This is a genomic window from Lawsonibacter sp. OA9, assembly GCF_022440585.1.
Genome location: NZ_JAKNTI010000022.1, coordinates 2,328,718 through 2,343,908, shown reverse-complemented (window position 1 = coordinate 2,343,908; position 15,191 = coordinate 2,328,718). Strand labels below are relative to the sequence as shown.

Annotated in this window: 15 protein-coding genes, 2 tRNA genes and 2 rRNA genes; 11 read left to right on the top strand and 8 right to left on the bottom strand. The window is 56.3% G+C overall.

All coding sequences use genetic code 11. The features are described from left to right. Window positions 1-220: 220 nt before the first annotated feature. From MCG44_RS12595 to rrf, 4 genes are all read left to right on the top strand, one after another. Window positions 221-3,062, top strand: a 23S ribosomal RNA gene (locus MCG44_RS12595). Between the two features lie 87 nt (window positions 3,063-3,149). Then, a tRNA-Lys gene (locus tag MCG44_RS12590) sits at window positions 3,150-3,225 on the top strand. 3 nt (window positions 3,226-3,228) lie between these two features. Continuing rightward, window positions 3,229-3,303: transfer RNA gene (locus MCG44_RS12585), tRNA-Glu, on the top strand. Between the two features lie 50 nt (window positions 3,304-3,353). Then, window positions 3,354-3,469 (top strand): 5S ribosomal RNA (gene rrf / locus MCG44_RS12580). Between the two features lie 37 nt (window positions 3,470-3,506). Here the strand turns inward: rrf and MCG44_RS12575 are convergent. The 3 genes from MCG44_RS12575 to MCG44_RS12565 are packed head-to-tail and all read right to left on the bottom strand — an operon-like array spanning window position 3,507 to window position 5,930. Beyond that, a complete protein-coding gene (locus MCG44_RS12575) occupies window positions 3,507-4,046 on the bottom strand; it encodes a GNAT family N-acetyltransferase (RefSeq protein WP_240288553.1) in 540 nt (179 codons plus the stop codon). Between the two features lie 31 nt (window positions 4,047-4,077). After that, window positions 4,078-5,286, bottom strand: coding sequence for a substrate-binding domain-containing protein (locus tag MCG44_RS12570; protein WP_240288551.1), 1,209 nt, complete (start codon window positions 5,284-5,286; stop codon window positions 4,078-4,080). Window positions 5,287-5,312: 26 nt separating this feature from the next. Then, complete coding sequence (locus tag MCG44_RS12565; protein WP_240288549.1) at window positions 5,313-5,930, bottom strand: DUF1643 domain-containing protein; 618 nt, start codon at window positions 5,928-5,930, stop codon at window positions 5,313-5,315. A gap of 173 nt (window positions 5,931-6,103) precedes the next feature. On the opposite strand from MCG44_RS12565, the gene MCG44_RS12560 reads away from it, so the two are divergent. Beyond that, on the top strand, window positions 6,104-6,727 hold the full coding sequence (locus MCG44_RS12560; protein ID WP_240288548.1) for a flavin reductase: 624 nt from the start codon (window positions 6,104-6,106) through the stop codon (window positions 6,725-6,727). A gap of 45 nt (window positions 6,728-6,772) precedes the next feature. Here MCG44_RS12560 and MCG44_RS12555 read toward each other — a convergent pair whose 3' ends face one another. After that, window positions 6,773-7,645, bottom strand: a complete 873-nt coding sequence (locus tag MCG44_RS12555) for a DMT family transporter (RefSeq protein ID WP_240288546.1) — start codon at window positions 7,643-7,645, stop codon at window positions 6,773-6,775. 71 nt (window positions 7,646-7,716) lie between these two features. Here MCG44_RS12555 and sfsA point away from each other — a divergent pair, with 71 nt between their 5' ends. Then, entirely contained in the window at window positions 7,717-8,433 is a 717-nt protein-coding gene (gene sfsA / locus MCG44_RS12550; RefSeq protein WP_240288544.1) for a DNA/RNA nuclease SfsA, read from the top strand. 81 nt (window positions 8,434-8,514) lie between these two features. Here the strand turns inward: sfsA and recR are convergent, their stop codons facing one another. The 4 genes from recR to ilvA form a co-directional block, all read right to left on the bottom strand. Then, window positions 8,515-9,117: a recombination mediator RecR gene (gene recR, locus MCG44_RS12545; RefSeq protein WP_147573054.1), complete on the bottom strand. Its 603-nt coding sequence runs from the start codon at window positions 9,115-9,117 to the stop codon at window positions 8,515-8,517. A gap of 33 nt (window positions 9,118-9,150) precedes the next feature. Then, window positions 9,151-9,306 (bottom strand): hypothetical protein, encoded by a 156-nt coding sequence (locus MCG44_RS12540; protein ID WP_240288542.1) that lies wholly within the window; start codon window positions 9,304-9,306, stop codon window positions 9,151-9,153. A gap of 13 nt (window positions 9,307-9,319) precedes the next feature. Then, window positions 9,320-9,964: a ribulose-phosphate 3-epimerase gene (gene rpe, locus MCG44_RS12535; RefSeq protein ID WP_186851772.1), complete on the bottom strand. Its 645-nt coding sequence runs from the start codon at window positions 9,962-9,964 to the stop codon at window positions 9,320-9,322. 254 nt (window positions 9,965-10,218) lie between these two features. Continuing rightward, on the bottom strand, window positions 10,219-11,439 hold the full coding sequence (gene ilvA / locus MCG44_RS12530; RefSeq protein ID WP_147573057.1) for a threonine ammonia-lyase: 1,221 nt from the start codon (window positions 11,437-11,439) through the stop codon (window positions 10,219-10,221). Between the two features lie 197 nt (window positions 11,440-11,636). Here ilvA and MCG44_RS12525 point away from each other — a divergent pair, with 197 nt between their 5' ends. The 5 genes from MCG44_RS12525 to MCG44_RS12505 all read left to right on the top strand — a co-directional run bounded on the left by MCG44_RS12525 (window position 11,637) and on the right by MCG44_RS12505 (window position 15,183). Further along, on the top strand, window positions 11,637-12,341 hold the full coding sequence (locus MCG44_RS12525) for a 5-bromo-4-chloroindolyl phosphate hydrolysis family protein (RefSeq protein ID WP_240288540.1): 705 nt from the start codon (window positions 11,637-11,639) through the stop codon (window positions 12,339-12,341). 10 nt (window positions 12,342-12,351) lie between these two features. Beyond that, window positions 12,352-12,570: a hypothetical protein gene (locus tag MCG44_RS12520; protein ID WP_147573060.1), complete on the top strand. Its 219-nt coding sequence runs from the start codon at window positions 12,352-12,354 to the stop codon at window positions 12,568-12,570. Between the two features lie 12 nt (window positions 12,571-12,582). After that, on the top strand, window positions 12,583-12,807 hold the full coding sequence (locus MCG44_RS12515; protein WP_186851774.1) for a hypothetical protein: 225 nt from the start codon (window positions 12,583-12,585) through the stop codon (window positions 12,805-12,807). Between the two features lie 34 nt (window positions 12,808-12,841). Continuing rightward, window positions 12,842-14,047 (top strand): toxic anion resistance protein, encoded by a 1,206-nt coding sequence (locus MCG44_RS12510; RefSeq protein WP_240288538.1) that lies wholly within the window; start codon window positions 12,842-12,844, stop codon window positions 14,045-14,047. A 101-nt stretch (window positions 14,048-14,148) separates the two neighbouring features. Continuing rightward, window positions 14,149-15,183 (top strand): TPM domain-containing protein, encoded by a 1,035-nt coding sequence (locus MCG44_RS12505; RefSeq protein WP_240288536.1) that lies wholly within the window; start codon window positions 14,149-14,151, stop codon window positions 15,181-15,183. Window positions 15,184-15,191 lie beyond the last annotated feature (8 nt).

Here is a 15,191-nt window from a genome sequence, read left to right as displayed (position 1 = left end):
ATTTCGATCTGACCTTGAAAAGGGTCGGAGAACTGCACCTTGAAAACTGAACAGTGAAGCAAGCAAGAAATTGCGAGCAAGCAACAGAGAGGTAACAAAGTAAAATTTGTGGGCTTTTTAAGGAATTAAAAGGGTAACAAATACTACAATGAAACTGAATCTGAGGCCTGCATAATTCTTATAGAACCAAGAGAACAGCTTGAAAAGGTTGTTCTACGAAGGTCAAGCTAATAAGAGCGCAAGGGGAATGCCTTGGCATCAAGAGCCGAAGAAGGACGTGACAAGCTGCGATAAGCCTGGGGGAGCTGCACATAAGCTTCGATCCCAGGATTTCCGAATGGGGAAACCCGGCAGAGCAATACTCTGTCAGCCTGCGTTGAATCAAATAGGCGTAGGCGGGGAACCGCCTGAACTGAAACATCTAAGTAGGGCGAGGAAGAGAAATCAACAGAGATTCCGCAAGTAGTGGCGAGCGAACGCGGAAGAGGGCAAACCGAAGGATTTATCCTTCGGGGTTGTGGACTGACACAACGGATTGATAGGCTAGCTGAACGGTATGGGAAGGCCGACCACAGCGGGTGATAGTCCCGTAAGCGAAAGCTGAGTCGATTTAGTCAGGATCCAGAGTACCGCAGGACACGTGAAACCCTGTGGGAAACTGGGGGGACCACCCTCCAACCCTAAATACTACTTGATGACCGATAGAGGAGCAGTACCGTGAGGGAAAGGTGAAAAGGACCCCGGGAGGGGAGTGAAAGAGAACCTGAAACCTTGTGCTTACAAGCACTCAAAGCACGTTAAAGTGTGATGAGGTACTTTTTGTAGAACGGTCCGGCGAGTTATTGTACGTGGCAAGCTTAAGGTGTTCAGCACCGGAGGCGAAGCGAGAGCGAGTCTGAATAGGGCGTATAAAGTCGCGTGCAATAGACCCGAAACCAGGTGACCTATCCATGAGCAGGTTGAAGTGGGGGTAAAACCCCATGGAGGACCGAACCGACCCCCGTTGCAATGGTGGCGGATGACTTGTGGATAGCGGAGAAATTCTAATCGAACTTGGAGATAGCTGGTTCTCCCCGAAATAGCTTTAGGGCTAGCGTTAGTTTAGATTACCGGAGGTAAAGCACTGAATGGGCTAGGGGCTGATAAAGTTACTGAACCCTATCAAACTCTGAATGCCGGATAATTGATGACTAGCAGTCAGACTACGTGAGATAAGTCTCGTGGTCAAAAGGGAAACAGCCCAGACCCACAGCTAAGGTCCCAAATATACGCTAAGTGGAAAACGATGTGGAGTTGCGAAAACAACCAGGATGTTGGCTTAGAAGCAGCCACTCATTAAAAGAGTGCGTAATAGCTCACTGGTCGAGTGACTCTGCGCGGAAAATGTAACGGGGCTAAGCGTATAACCGAAGCTTGGGATTGCATCTAATGCAGTGGTAGGGGAGCGTCGAATAAGGGGTGAAGTCGTAGCGGAAGCAGCGGTGGACTTTATTCGAGTGAGAATGCCGGAATGAGTAGCGAGAATTATGTGGGAATCATAATGGCCGAAAATCTAAGGTTTCTTGGGGAAGGTTCGTCCGCCCAAGGTAAGCCGGGAGCTAAGGCGAGGCCGAAAGGCGTAGTCGATGCACATACGGTTGAAATTCCGTAGCCACCGAAACTTAAACCAGAAGGACACTTGGAGCTATCCGAACCCGGGCGTTGGTTGACCCGGGCGAAAGGGACCGAAATCAAGTAGGGAAGTCGGAGAATAACGAGGCGAGAAAAGTTCTGGTGTATGCTAAGGTGCCCGTACCGCAAACCGACACAGGTAGATGAGGAGAGAATCCTAAGGCCAACGGGAGAAGGGTTGTTAAGGAACTCGGCAAAATTACCCCGTAACTTCGGGATAAGGGGAGCTCCCTAAGGGGAGCCGCAGAGAATAGGCCCAAGCGACTGTTTACCAAAAACACAGGTCTATGCTAAATCGAAAGATGACGTATATGGGCTGACGCCTGCCCGGTGCTGGAAGGTTAAGAGGAGAGCTTAGCGCAAGCGAAGGTTTGAATTGAAGCCCCAGTAAACGGCGGCCGTAACTATAACGGTCCTAAGGTAGCGAAATTCCTTGTCAGGTAAGTTCTGACCCGCACGAATGGCGTAACGATTTGGGCGCTGTCTCAACAGCCCACCCGGCGAAATTGTAGTACCGGTGAAGATGCCGGTTACCCGCAACTAGACGGAAAGACCCCATGGAGCTTTACTGTAGCTTAATACTGAGGATTGGTAAATCATGTACAGGATAGGTGGGAGGCTTGGAAGCTTGGGCGTCAGCTCAGGTGGAGCCACCCTTGGGATACCACCCTTGATTTACTGGTTTTCTAACCTGCGGCCGTGAATCCGGTCGGGGGACACTGTTAGGTGGGCAGTTTGACTGGGGCGGTCGCCTCCTAAAAGGTAACGGAGGCGCTCAAAGGTTCGTTCAGCACGGACGGAAATCGTGCATTGAGTGTAAACGCATAAACGAGCCTAACTGCGACACCGACGGGTGGAGCAGTAACGAAAGTTGGAGTTAGTGATCCGGCGGTATGCAAGTGGAAGTGCCGTCGCTCAACGGATAAAAGCTACCCTGGGGATAACAGGCTGATCTCCCCCAAGCGTCCACAGCGACGGGGAGGTTTGGCACCTCGATGTCGGCTCGTCACATCCTGGGGCTGAATTCGGTCCCAAGGGTTCGGCTGTTCGCCGATTAAAGTGGCACGCGAGCTGGGTTCAGAACGTCGTGAGACAGTTCGGTCCCTATCTGTTGCGGGCGTAAGAGATTTGAAGGGAGCTGTCCTTAGTACGAGAGGACCGGGATGGACAGACCTCTGGTGCACCAGTTGTCCTGCCAAGGGCACAGCTGGGTAGCTACGTCTGGACGAGATAAACGCTGAAAGCATCTAAGCGTGAAACTCCCCCTAAGATTAGATCTCTCATCCTTTATGGAGTAAGGCTCGACGTAGACTATGTCGTTGATAGGTCGGAGGTGTAAGCACTGTGAGGTGTTGAGCTGACCGATACTAATAAGCCGAGGGCTTGACCTAAAAGGTTAAGAATAGAATGCAGGCGCTTGTAAGCAAGGAATGCGGCTTCACTGTTCGGTTTTCAGGGTGCAGGCAAAAGCGCAAAATGCGCCTTTAGCTCAGTTGGTAGAGCAACTGACTCTTAATCAGTGGGTCCCGGGTTCGAATCCCTGAAGGCGCACCACACGGCCCGTTGGTCAAGCGGTTAAGACGGCGGCCTCTCACGCCGCAAACATGGGTTCGATTCCCGTACGGGTCACCAAGTTTTCTCTACAATTTGATATGGTTTTAGTCACTTCGGTGATTAAAATAGTAGGTGCTGATTAGGGCGAGGGTCCACCCGTTCCCATTCCGAACACGGAAGTTAAGCTCGCTTCTGCCGAAAATACTTGTCTGGAGACGGACCGGGAAGATAGGTAGTGCCTACACAAAGCAGGACAGTTAAATAACTGTCCTGCTTTTTTATTATAGTATTTTGCGGTATCTCAAGTCGGTAAGGACAGTTTCAGGCGAGAGGCTGACCTTAATACCGTATCCATCCCAAGTGAAATCGTGTTTTTCATAAAACCGCCGGGCTCTGCTGTTTTCCTGAAGCACATAGAGAAAGCATCCGGGATATCCTTCCCGTTTTAGGCGTGCGAGGATCTCCCTCAGGAGCAGAGAGCCATATCCAGAGCGCCAGTGCGCTGGGTGGACATAGAGAGAAACCAGCTCTCCCCACTGGGCCAGACTGGGTAAGCCTTTGGGCTGAAGCTCCGTCCGCACAGGGCCATATACTCCACAGCACAGGGGATGCTCACCATCGTACAAGATGAGCCCTTGAAGTTTTCCAGTACCGCAGTTATCATGAAAGAAGGGCACCCAGCGGTCATCCAGGATCTCACGGTCCAAGTAGTCTTTGGGAATAAGGCCGTGATAGGCTGCCCTCCAGCCCAATGCGTGAAGGAGAGACATGTCTTTGAAATGTGTTTCCGTATGGGCTTCTAAAAAACGCAGTTGCGTCATAGCGGCTCCTCCCTTGTATGGTCTTAATTTGTTAACGAATTGATACGTATCCGCTGTCTTCCACGATCTGCTGGCCCTGTTCAGAGAGAATCCAATCCAGGAAGGCATTCAGCTTTGGATTACTCTCCCTAGGATCTGGAGCTCCAATTGGAGCGGCAGTGATGGCAAAAAAGGAGTCGGAGATAGGGTAGCTGCCGTCCCGGATAGACTCCTTAGTTGGGGATACGCCATCCAGGGCCAGCAGACGTATTTGATCGTTGGCCGCCATTTCCGAGGCGTAGAAGCGGAAGGAAAAGCCAATAGAGTTTTTATAGTTCCGATAGCTGGCCACCTGCTGGATAATACCGCCCATGCCGCCCACCCGGTCCTCTTTCTCCGGCTCTATCAGGGGAAGACCATCCATCAGGCGGAGGAGGGCTGACTGGCTGCCGCTGTTTTCCAGCCGCTGGAAGGGGCGGATGGGCTGATTCTTCCCGCCTACCTGATTCCAGTTGGTGATCTGGCCGGTGTAAATACCCTGTATCTGCTCAACCGTCAGTCCCTCCACGGGATTCCTGCTGTTGACAAAAAAGACGAAGGCTTCCCGGCCAATGGGGGTCAGGTGGAGCTCTTTTGCGGCCCGCCTGGCCATCTCCAGCTGCTCCTGGGAGGGGGCGGCGGCGAAGATCAGGTCAGTGCGGCCAGTGATGAGCCGCTCGTAGGCGTTCACAGTGCCGCTGCAGGTGACAGAGCCATAGCCTTCCGAGGTATTGTTGTCGTACAGGGGATATTCCCCCTGGGGATAGACCGCTTGCACAAAGCCGGCATAAACCGGATACAGGGCGGTGGCGCCATCCAGGCGCAGAAGGTCTTCCCGGTGAAAGCGCAGGGTAGACTGCTCCTCCAGGTTGACAGCTTTGGTGCCCTCTGAAAAGGGCTCGTACTGCCAGAGAAGCAGGTCACGGTCGTCCACCGTGGGGACGCTGCTCCGCCAAAGGCCGAAGGCGCAGTAAGCGCCGCAGCCGATGGTAACAGCCGCCAGACACAGTGCAACCCCCTTTCTCCACCGCCGGGGAAAGAGAATGGCAAGTACCGCGCCTGCCAGAAGGCTGGGCAGGAGGACCCAGGACGCCCGCTGGACATAGGTGGGAGCCATGAGGGAAATATAGATCAGAAGAATCGCTAAGAGGAATCCGAGAAAAAGGCCGATGAATATAGCTGCGAATACCCGGCAGATCAGTTCCTTCCAGTTGACCTTCATAAGCCGCGTCTCCTTTCTGTTCCAAATCAGATATGGATTAGATAGGAATCGACATCAAACTCCTCTAGGACACTGTCTTTCCGCAGGTACAGGGGATGGTGGGGATGTCCCTTTTTTGAGCGTTTTCCGGCAGACCACCAAGAGGCGTGATAGTCGCGGCCCAGCTGGACCATATCCCGGACGCAGAGAGGCAGATAGTCCCGTTTTTCAATGATCGTCCCCCAGGCCGCCCATACAGAGGGTGAGCCGGACCGGTCCAGGGACAGGGCGTATGCGAAGGCCCTCATATTTTCATGATGGAGGGTGTGATTGCAGGTTTGCTCCATGTGATCCGGGTCTGTGGCCCGCTGGGCATATACGTTAAACATGAGGAAACTGTCATATCCGTTGTGGAGGGCCACACGCTCTACCGATTTCAGGGTGTTGTCCAGGGCGTCCGGAGCTGCCGTGGAGGGATTGACACCTACACAGATCAGGGGGCGATCCCCTCTGGTTCCAAGGATGTATCGGTACTCAGAATAAAAATTGGGCACATAGAGCCAGCGGGAGGAGTCATAGTCGGGATTGGGCTCTTGAGCCTCCTCTAAGGCCTGGTCGAAGGAGATGAGCTCCAGCTGGGTGGTCTGGCAGGCAGGTATATGCATGGGGTATCCTCCTTTTTCTCTCTATTTTTATTATAACAGAGAGGCAAATAGAGGACAAGGGAAGAAAAAGTCTCCCAGTCCCTGCAAATATTTTCCTTGACAACGGGATAAAATGTTGCTATGATAGAAATATAAATAGGAATAATTCTTATTAAAAGTAAGGAGGAACTCATATGAACCGCAAAGCATTCAGCCGCATCAACTATGGCCTGTTTATCGTAGGCGCCGAGTTGGACGGCAAGCCTCAGGGCTGTATCGTCAACTCTCTGCACCAGGTCACATCCTCTATGCCCTTCAAGTTTTCCCTGACAGTAAACAAGAGTAACGAGACCTTCAAAGCCATCGAGGCGAAGGGGAGCTTTGCCGCCACGGTACTGGCCAAGGATACCCCAAAGGATCTGGTCAATCTGTTTGGCTATAAGTCCGGCCGGGTAGTGAACAAGTTCGATGGCTTCGACGTAGAGCGGGATGGGGCAGGAAATCCCTATGTGAAGGATCACGCTCTAGCCCGGTTTAGCTGTAAGGTAGTGGAGAAGCTGGATCTGGGCACCTATATGCTCTATATTGCTGAAACGATGGAGGCCGAGGTGCTGGGCGAGGGGCCTGCCCTGACCGTGGACGACTTCAAGAACGACGGGGGCTCTACTCCGCCCACCGCCACTGTGGTCCGAACCCTGGAGGGCAACGAGGGCTGGAGATGCACCATCTGCGGCTATGTGGCGGAGAAGGAAACTCTGCCCGACGGCTATCAGTGCCCTATCTGCCGGGCCAACAAAGACAAATTTGTAAAACTGTAAAAGGATAAAAAGGAGCTGTCCCAGGCGGACAGCTCCTTTTATTATTCATTTGTGGTCCCGATTCAGTAGAAGAATGGCCAGGAAGATGGCCCCCATGCCCAGCAGTTTATAGAAGGTGACTGACTCATGGAACAGGCAGATCCCCAGCAGGGCGGCCACAAAGGGCTCTACAGTGGCAAGGATCGCGGCTTTCCCCGCCTCGGTGTACCGGAGCCCCTCAGTGTACAACAGGTAGGGCAGGATACAGCACAGCACCCCGATGCCCAACCCGCCCAGAATGGCCCGCCAGTCCGCCAGCGCCTCCAGATGGCGGGGAAGACCAGACAGGGGCAGAGAGGCCAGGGCGGCAAAGAGAAAGGTGTAGAAAGTCACCGTAGAGGAGGCGTATTGCCTAAGGGCCAGCTTGCCAAAAATTGAATACAGAGCGTAACCAAATCCAGCTCCTAATCCATATAGTATCGTCAAATAGGACACAGACTGTTGGCCCAGCGGGAGCAGCCCGGTGACCAGGACGCAGCCTGCAAAGGTCAACGCCAGGGCGGCCGCCTTGTGGGACGTGATTCTCTCTCGAAAAAAGAGGGCGGACAGAAGGGTGACGAAGACGGGGGAGGTATACAGCAGCACCGCCGCCACGGACATGGAGCTGGTGGAGATGGCGGAGAAGTAGCACCAGTTGAAAAAGACCAGGGAGCAGACACCGGAGCCAAAGAAGTAGTACCAGTGCCGGGGCTGGATTTTCAGCGCTTTACGGTCCGTAGCGGCTAGAAAGAGGCCGTAGAGCAGAGCGGCTACCGCACTGCGGAGAGCCACTCCATCCATAGAGGAGAGACCGGCGGCGGTGAGCAGCTTCAAAAAGACGCCGATACAGCCCCAGAGGGCAGCGGCGGCGATAATGTTCCAGACAGCTTTTTTCTCCATGGGACTTGCCTCGATTCCTATCATTGGCTATACTAGGGACATATTACCAGAACTCCGGGGGAAAAGACAAGATGAAATATCCCAATATCTGCGCCGGTACTTTTCTAGCCCGGCCCAACCGCTTTGTTGCGCAGGTAGAGGTGGAGGGGAACCTCCAGGTCTGCCATGTGAAAAATACCGGCCGGTGCCGGGAGCTGCTAGTCCCTGGATGCCGGGTCTATCTGGTGGACAGTCACAATCCGGTCCGTAAGACCCGCTTTGACCTAGTAGCGGTAGAGAAGGAGGGGCCGGCAGGCCCTCTCCTGATCAATATGGACTCCCAGGCGCCCAACAGAGTATTTGGGGAGTGGGCGGCCGCCGGAGGGCTGGGGTTTGTCCCCACACTGCTTCGACCGGAGATGACATATAGGAATTCTAGAATCGATTATTACTGGGAGTTTTTGAGCGGGGGAGAAAAGACCTCCGATTCAACCCGTGGGTTTGTGGAGGTGAAGGGGGTCACCTTAGAGGAGGACCGGATCGCCCGGTTCCCGGACGCCCCCACCCTGCGGGGCGTGAAGCATTTGGAGGCGCTGGTGGCGGCCCGACAGGCGGGATATGGGGCTGCCGTCTGCTTTGTGGTCCAGATGGAGGGGATGCGCTGGATGGAGCCCAACGATGCCACTCACCCCGCCTTTGGGGAGGCTCTGCGCCGGGCGGCCCGGGCGGGGGTGGAGGTGATAGCGCTGGAATGTGGAGTGACTCCGGATACCCTTCGGATCCTGCGGCCTATTCCGGTAAAGCTGTAAAAAAACAGGCTGTGGAGTGTCCTCTCCACAGCTTTTTGTATGCTCATTTGAAACAATGGGGGACGTGAGGTGAGGGAGGATTCAGATTTCCCGCCGACCCTCCAGGGCCCGCATTAAAGTCGCGTCGTCCGCATACTCCAGATGGCTGCCCACAGGGATGCCATAGGCCAGCCGGGTCACCTTTACCTGGAACGGCTTGAGCAGACGGGATAGATACATAGCGGTGGCCTCTCCTTCTGTGTCGGGGTTGGTGGCCATGATGACCTCAGCTACACCGCCGGCGGCTACCCGCTCCACCAGGGAGCGGATATGCAGGTCGTCAGGGCCCACCCGGTTCATGGGAGATATGACCCCGTGGAGCACATGATAGACGCCGCCGTACTCCCGGCTGCGCTCCATGGCCACCACGTCCTTGGGATCGGCTACCACGCAAACGGTGGACCGGTCCCGCTTCTGGCTGGCACAGATGGCGCAGGGGCCCTCCCCCTCGGTGAGATTCTGGCATACGGGGCAGCAGTGGATCACCTTTTTGGCCTCCAGGATGGCCTGGGCGAAGGCGGACGCCTCCTCTTCAGGCAGGGACAGGACATGGAAGGCCAGCCGCTGGGCCGACTTTAGACCAATGCCGGGCAGCTTGGCGAAGTGTTCTACCAGATTTTCAAGGGCGGGGGGAAAATACTGCATGACGGAGACCTCCAGGAGAGATAGGGAGCGGGATTAAATTTCTTTTTCAAAGGTGATGACCAGCCGGTAAGCCATAGCGGTTTCCCAGAAGGTGACGGCCTTGACAGTCCAGCCCTCCCGAGCCATTTCATTCATCTGGGCTTCAGCGTCCTCTGGGGTCTTAGCGGTACGGACAGCGTAGGATTTCATAAAAGGGCTCCTCTCATACCCGCAGGGCGGCGATGGCGGCGGGGATATCCTCCTTGCCGTAGACGGCGGAGCCGGCTACCAGTACGTTGGCGCCCGCCTCCACTACCAGAGGAGCGGTCTTGGGGGCAATGCCGCCGTCCACCTCTAGCTCACAGGTGGGATGATACTTCTCGATGATGGCCCGGACCTGGCGGATGGTCTCCAACTGGGACTCCATAAAGGACTGGCCGCCGAAGCCGGGCTCCACAGTCATGACCAGCACCATATCCAACTCCTCAATATAGGGCAGGATGGCGTTGGCAGAGGTGATGGGCCGCAGGGCCACCGCCTTTTTTACTCCACATTCGCCCATGACCTTCAGGGCCTGGGCGATTTGGGTGGGGTGGTCGGCCTCCAAATGGACGGACAACAGGTCGGCTCCGGCCTTGGCGAAGTCCTCGATGTACCGCACCGGCTTGTCGATCATCAGATGGACGTCCAAAAACATGTCTGTACACTGGCGGATGGACTTTACCACCGGGATGCCAATGGTAAGGTTGGGGACAAAGCAGCCGTCCATCACATCCACATGGAGATAGTCCGCGGACGACACTTTTTTGATGTCCCGCTCCAGATTGACAAAATCGGCGGACAGAATAGAGGGAGCGATCTTTACCATGGTTGATGACCTCACTTTCAAACTTCGACGGAGAGACGGGATAGGAGCGGCTGGCGCGATGGGGCAGTTTGTGGCCCGGGCGCATAGGATACAGGGCGGAGAAGGGAGGCCTATGGCTCTCCCGGGTGCCCCGGGGGAGGCGGATCGCTCCAGGCCGATCCCACGGCCAAAACCGTCCGGTTCAGCCCGCTGGCCCGCCGCTTTTCAGATAGCCGCCCGCCGGAGGCCCGCCTCCGGCGGGCGGCAGAGAAGACTCAGGTATAGAAGTCGCCGGTATCCACCTCAGACACCTGATAGCCGGCCTGCCGCAGAGCATCCAGGATCTGGGCCTTGTGATCGTGCCCGAAGGCCTCCAGGGTGACACGCAGCTCCACACCGGACTGGCGGTTGATGTTGACGAACTGGTTGTGCTCCAGCTTAATGATATTGCCGTTGTTTTGGGACAGTACACCGGCCACCCGCATCAGCTCGCCGGGGCGGTCGGGAAGCTGGACGGCAAAGGTGAAGATACGGCCCCGGCAGATGAGCCCGTGCTGGACCAGAGAGGCCATGGTGATGACATCCATGTTGCCCCCGGACAGGACGGACACTACATTTTTCTCCTTGCAGTCCAGGTGGCGCAGAGCGGCGACGGTGAGCAGCCCCGCGTTCTCCACCACCATCTTGTGCCGCTCCATCACATCCAAAAAGGCCTCCACCAGCTCGCCGTCGTCGATGGTGAGGATGCGGTCCACATTTTGCTGGATATAGGGGAACACCTTGTCCCCCGGAGTTTTGACGGCCACGCCGTCCGCAATGGTGGTAGCGGAGGGGAGGGTGACGATGTGACCAGCCTCCAGACTGGCCTTCATGGAGGCGGCCCCAGTGGGCTCAACCCCCACGACCTCAACCTGGGGGTTGAGCAGCTTGGCTAGCGTGGCCACGCCGGCGGCCAGCCCTCCGCCGCCGATGGGGACCAGGATCACGTCCACGTCGGGCAGGTCCTGGAAGATCTCATAGGCGATGGTGCCCTGACCAGTGGCCAGTGTCAGATCGTTGAAGGGATGGACATAGGTTAATCCCTGCTCCTCTGCCATCCGGGCGGCCAGCTCGGCTGCGTCGTCAAATACCTCGCCATGGAGGATGACCTGGGCGCCGTAGTCCTTGGTGTTGTTTACCTTTACCAGAGGAGTAGTGGTGGGCATGACGATAGTGGCGGCCACGCCGGCCGCCTGGGCGGCGTAGGCCACGCCCTGAGCATGGTTGCCGGCGGAGGCGGTGACAAGACCACGGGCCTTCTCCTCATCCGTCAGAGTGCTGATCTTAAAATAGGCCCCCCGAAGCTTGTAGGCCCCGGTGACCTGCATATTTTCCGGCTTGAGATAGACGTAGTTGCCGCAGGTCTTGGACAAGTAGGGGGAGTAGATCAGAGGGGTGGGCCGAAGAACACCCTGGAGTGTGCTCCGGGCGTTTTTAAACTGTTCCAGGGTAAGCATAGGAGGTTCTCCTTTTTATCAAATCAATTCTTTAAAATCATACTCAATCTTGGGGGAGAAGTCAATGAGATAGGGCAAAAAAGGAGGGCGATTTTGGGAGAAAGTGCCCTTCGCCTTGACACTGCTCCACTCCCGGTTGTACAATAAGACTATCTATATCCGAGTTTTGCTGCCCCGCCGGGGCGATGGAGGAAATTATGGCCAAGCATATCAAACCCTCGGTACTGCCCATTTATCTGGTGGGCGTGGTCTGGCTGGGCTATGCCCTGCTGTTTCCGCTGAAGTCGGCGGCTTCCTATGGGATCTGCGCGGTCCTCTCTCTGGTCGCCTTTATCGCTGGGAAGGCCGTCTTTCCCGACAAGGCCTTTGAGCTGGCCGGTGAGAAAGAGGACAGGCCCAAGGAGGAGCCTAAAAAGGAGAAGACCACCGGCGACCCGGCTATTGACGCGCTCATCCGGGAGAGGGACCGGGCGCTGTCAGAGATGCGCCGCCTTAACGACGCCATTGTGGACGAAAAGATATCCGCTCAGATCGACCATTTGGAGGATGTCACCGGAAAGATCATCGACCAGGTGGTGTCGCAGCCCAAAAAACTGCCCCAGATCCGCCGATTTATGGACTACTACCTGCCCACGACACTGAAGATCCTGAACGCTTATGATCGGATGGACTCCACCGGCATCGCTGGGGACAATATCAGCACCACCAAAGCCAAGGTGGAGCGCATGATGGACACCATTACCCAGGCCTTTGACAAGCAGCTGGACGCCCTGTTCGGTGAGGAGGCCCTGGACATCTCCACTGATATCACTGTGATGGAGAACCTGCTGGCCCAGGAGGGGCTGGGGGGAATGACTATGGGGGGCTCATCCAAGGAGGACGGTCCCAAGCTGGAGCTGTGAGGAGGAGAATATGAGTGCGGATACCAAGCAGTCCAGGATGAACCGGGCCCTGATTTGGACCTTTCTGTGGGTTTTGTGGCTGGGAGGCGGGCTGCAGAACCGGATGCTGGTCCCCGGCGCCCCCTACTTCTGGCTCAATCTGATCATCACACTGGCTGGGGTGGTTTTCGTCGGGTTTCACTGGTACCGTTATTTCACCTTCAAGGAGGACAAAACGGGCGGCAAATGAAAGGAGAGCAGCATGGCCAATTACCGCGAATTTATAAGCAAGCGCGAATGTCTGGTTAACGCTGTACTCTGGTCTGTGATCCCGGCCTTGCAGATCGGGCTTCTGCTGTTTTTTCCTGATAGACTCAGCGGAAACATGTTCTGGTGGTATGTAGCCCTGCTTCTGCTCCAGAGCTTGAGTTGCGCCTTCCATTGGCGGCGCTGGCTGGCCTATGATAAGAGCCCCAGGAACGATTGAGGTATGACTACTTTCATTTTAGGAGGAACCCAATATGAGTGACGAACTGAACCTGACACCCAAGCTGACCCTGGACCCCAGCGGGGCGGCCGCTGCCCAGCCGCCCGCCGCCCCGGAACTGACCCTGGACCCTGTACCCGCCCCCGACACTGCCGCTCAACAGGAGGAGCAGGCGGCCCTCCAGGCTCAACGGGACGCCAACGCCGTCAAGCTGGATGAGTCCATGCTCACCGAGGCGGAGCGGAAGATGGTGGATGAGTTCTCCCAGAAGATCGACGTCACCGATTCCAACCTGGTCCTCCAGTACGGGGCCGCGGCCCAGAAGAACATCGCCGCCTTTTCCGAGAGCGCCCTGAACAATGTAAAGACCAAGGACCTGGGCGAGGTGGGCGAGGCGCTGTCCTCCCTGGTGGTGGAGCTTAAGACCTTTGGCGAGCCGGAGAAAAAGGGCATTGCCGGATTCTTCCAGAAGCGGAAGAATGAGCTGGAGGCCATGAAGGCCAGCTACTCCAAGGCGGAGACAAACGTGAACAAGATCGTCAAGGTGCTGGAGAATCACCAGGTGGTCCTGATGAAGGACATCGCCATGTTTGACCAGATGTATGAGCTGAACACCAAATATTACAAAGAGCTGACCATGTATATCATTGCCGGCAAGAAGCGGCTGGAGTATCTTCGGACCCACGACTTGGCCGATTTGAAGAAAAAGGCGGAGGAGAGCGGCGCCCAGGAGGATGCCCAGGCCTACAACGACCTGGCTAACCTGTGTTCCCGCTTTGAAAAGAAGCTTCATGACCTGGAGCTGACACGGATGATCTCCATACAGATGGGACCCCAGACTAGACTGCTCCAGAACAACGACACGTTGATGCTAGAGAAGATCCAGTCCTCTCTGGTCAATACCATCCCCCTGTGGAAGAGCCAGATGGTGCTGGCTCTGGGCTTGGAACACGGGCGACAGGCCACGGCTGCCCAGACAGCTGTCACCGACATGACCAATCAACTGCTCCAGAAAAACGCCGATCTGCTGAAGATGGGCACCATAGAAACCGCCAAGGAGGCGGAGCGGTCTGTGGTTTCCATCGAAACACTGCAGCATACCAACCAGCAGCTTATCTCTACCTTGGATGAGGTGATGAGGATTCAGACCGAGGGCAGCCAGAAGCGGAAAGAGGCGGAGGCGGAGCTGGGCAGGATCGAAGGGGAGCTAAAGCAGAAGCTTCTTGAGCTAAGGGGCTAAGAGGTCCTGACGGCACAAAGAGCGGAGGCGCCGAAGGATCGCGCAGTTTCTGTGGGGCGGATCTCGAATGCGCCCCTACATAAATGACAAGGGGTTCCTATATGAAATTTTTTCAAAAGACCTGGGTAGCCTGGTTGTGCACAGCCGCAATGATCGGGGCGGCGGTGGTCATCGGCCTGAACAAGGAGAGCGCTGCAGTCCCGGAGCCGGGAGAGGTGGGGCTGGATACCAGCCTGTCCACCGCCCAGTTTGCGGATTATATCTGGGACCAGGCCGGCGTGCTCTCCGATAGCCAGGAGCGGGACATCTGCCTGTATAATGCCAACTGGGTCCAGCGATATGACAGCCTCATCGCGCTGGCGGTGGTGGACGGGGTGTCCGGCGATATTGGCGATTACGCCTATTCCTTGGGGGAGGAAATCGAGCTGGCCAGCAGCGACGGCATCCTGGTCATCGATGTGAAAAATACCAATGGCTATTTGGCCGTGGGGCCGGACTATCCCATGACAGACCAGCAGGTCACCAACTATATGGACCAGTCCCTCTATGAGTATGTGGCGGCGGGAGAGTACGGAGAAGGGGTGCTCAACCTCTTTGCCGATGTCAACCAATTTTATGTGGACAACTACGGCCTGGGCTATCTGGACAACGCCAATCACTATGGCGGCACCCAGAGGACCGGGGGGCTGGTAATGATGCTGGTCATTCTTCTGGCCATCGCGCTGGTGGCGGCCACCTTGATTGACAGCGCGCGCTATACCGCTTATCGTCAGCGATATTACGGAGTGATCAATCCGCCCTATGTGTTCCGGCCTATTCTGTTCTGGCACGGCCCCTCTTACGGCTGGTACCGCCGGCGGTGGCGTCAGCCGCCCCCTCCTCCTCCGCCAAGGGGACCTAGAGGGCCCGGCGGTGGAGGCTTCAGCGGCTTTTCGGGTCCGGGCGGCGGCTCCAGAGGGAGCGGTTTTTCCAGTGGACCGAGAGGCGGCGGCTTCTCCGGTGGTTCCCGCGGCGGCGGCTTCTCCTCCGGCTCTTTCCGTGGAGGTGGCTTCGGTGGCTCCCGGGGCGGAGGATTTTCTGGTGGCCGCGGTGGAGGCTTTGGCGGAGGCCGAGGCGGCGGGTTCGGCCGTCGATAGAAAAATAG

Excerpts from the sequence above, each read along its gene's own strand:
- MCG44_RS12525 (WP_240288540.1), top strand. The coding sequence starts at position 11,637 with ATGGCCAAGCATATCAAACCCTCGGTACTGCCCATTTATCTGGTGGGC.
- MCG44_RS12520 (WP_147573060.1), top strand. The coding sequence starts at position 12,352 with ATGAGTGCGGATACCAAGCAGTCCAGGATGAACCGGGCCCTGATTTGG.
- rpe (WP_186851772.1), bottom strand. The coding sequence starts at position 9,964 with ATGGTAAAGATCGCTCCCTCTATTCTGTCCGCCGATTTTGTCAATCTG.
- MCG44_RS12515 (WP_186851774.1), top strand. The coding sequence starts at position 12,583 with ATGGCCAATTACCGCGAATTTATAAGCAAGCGCGAATGTCTGGTTAAC.
- recR (WP_147573054.1), bottom strand. The coding sequence starts at position 9,117 with ATGCAGTATTTTCCCCCCGCCCTTGAAAATCTGGTAGAACACTTCGCC.
- MCG44_RS12560 (WP_240288548.1), top strand. The coding sequence starts at position 6,104 with ATGAACCGCAAAGCATTCAGCCGCATCAACTATGGCCTGTTTATCGTA.
- MCG44_RS12565 (WP_240288549.1), bottom strand. The coding sequence starts at position 5,930 with ATGCATATACCTGCCTGCCAGACCACCCAGCTGGAGCTCATCTCCTTC.
- MCG44_RS12510 (WP_240288538.1), top strand. The coding sequence starts at position 12,842 with ATGAGTGACGAACTGAACCTGACACCCAAGCTGACCCTGGACCCCAGC.
- MCG44_RS12575 (WP_240288553.1), bottom strand. The coding sequence starts at position 4,046 with ATGACGCAACTGCGTTTTTTAGAAGCCCATACGGAAACACATTTCAAA.
- MCG44_RS12555 (WP_240288546.1), bottom strand. The coding sequence starts at position 7,645 with ATGGAGAAAAAAGCTGTCTGGAACATTATCGCCGCCGCTGCCCTCTGG.
- MCG44_RS12540 (WP_240288542.1), bottom strand. The coding sequence starts at position 9,306 with ATGAAATCCTACGCTGTCCGTACCGCTAAGACCCCAGAGGACGCTGAA.
- ilvA (WP_147573057.1), bottom strand. The coding sequence starts at position 11,439 with ATGCTTACCCTGGAACAGTTTAAAAACGCCCGGAGCACACTCCAGGGT.
- sfsA (WP_240288544.1), top strand. The coding sequence starts at position 7,717 with ATGAAATATCCCAATATCTGCGCCGGTACTTTTCTAGCCCGGCCCAAC.
- MCG44_RS12505 (WP_240288536.1), top strand. The coding sequence starts at position 14,149 with ATGAAATTTTTTCAAAAGACCTGGGTAGCCTGGTTGTGCACAGCCGCA.
- MCG44_RS12570 (WP_240288551.1), bottom strand. The coding sequence starts at position 5,286 with ATGAAGGTCAACTGGAAGGAACTGATCTGCCGGGTATTCGCAGCTATA.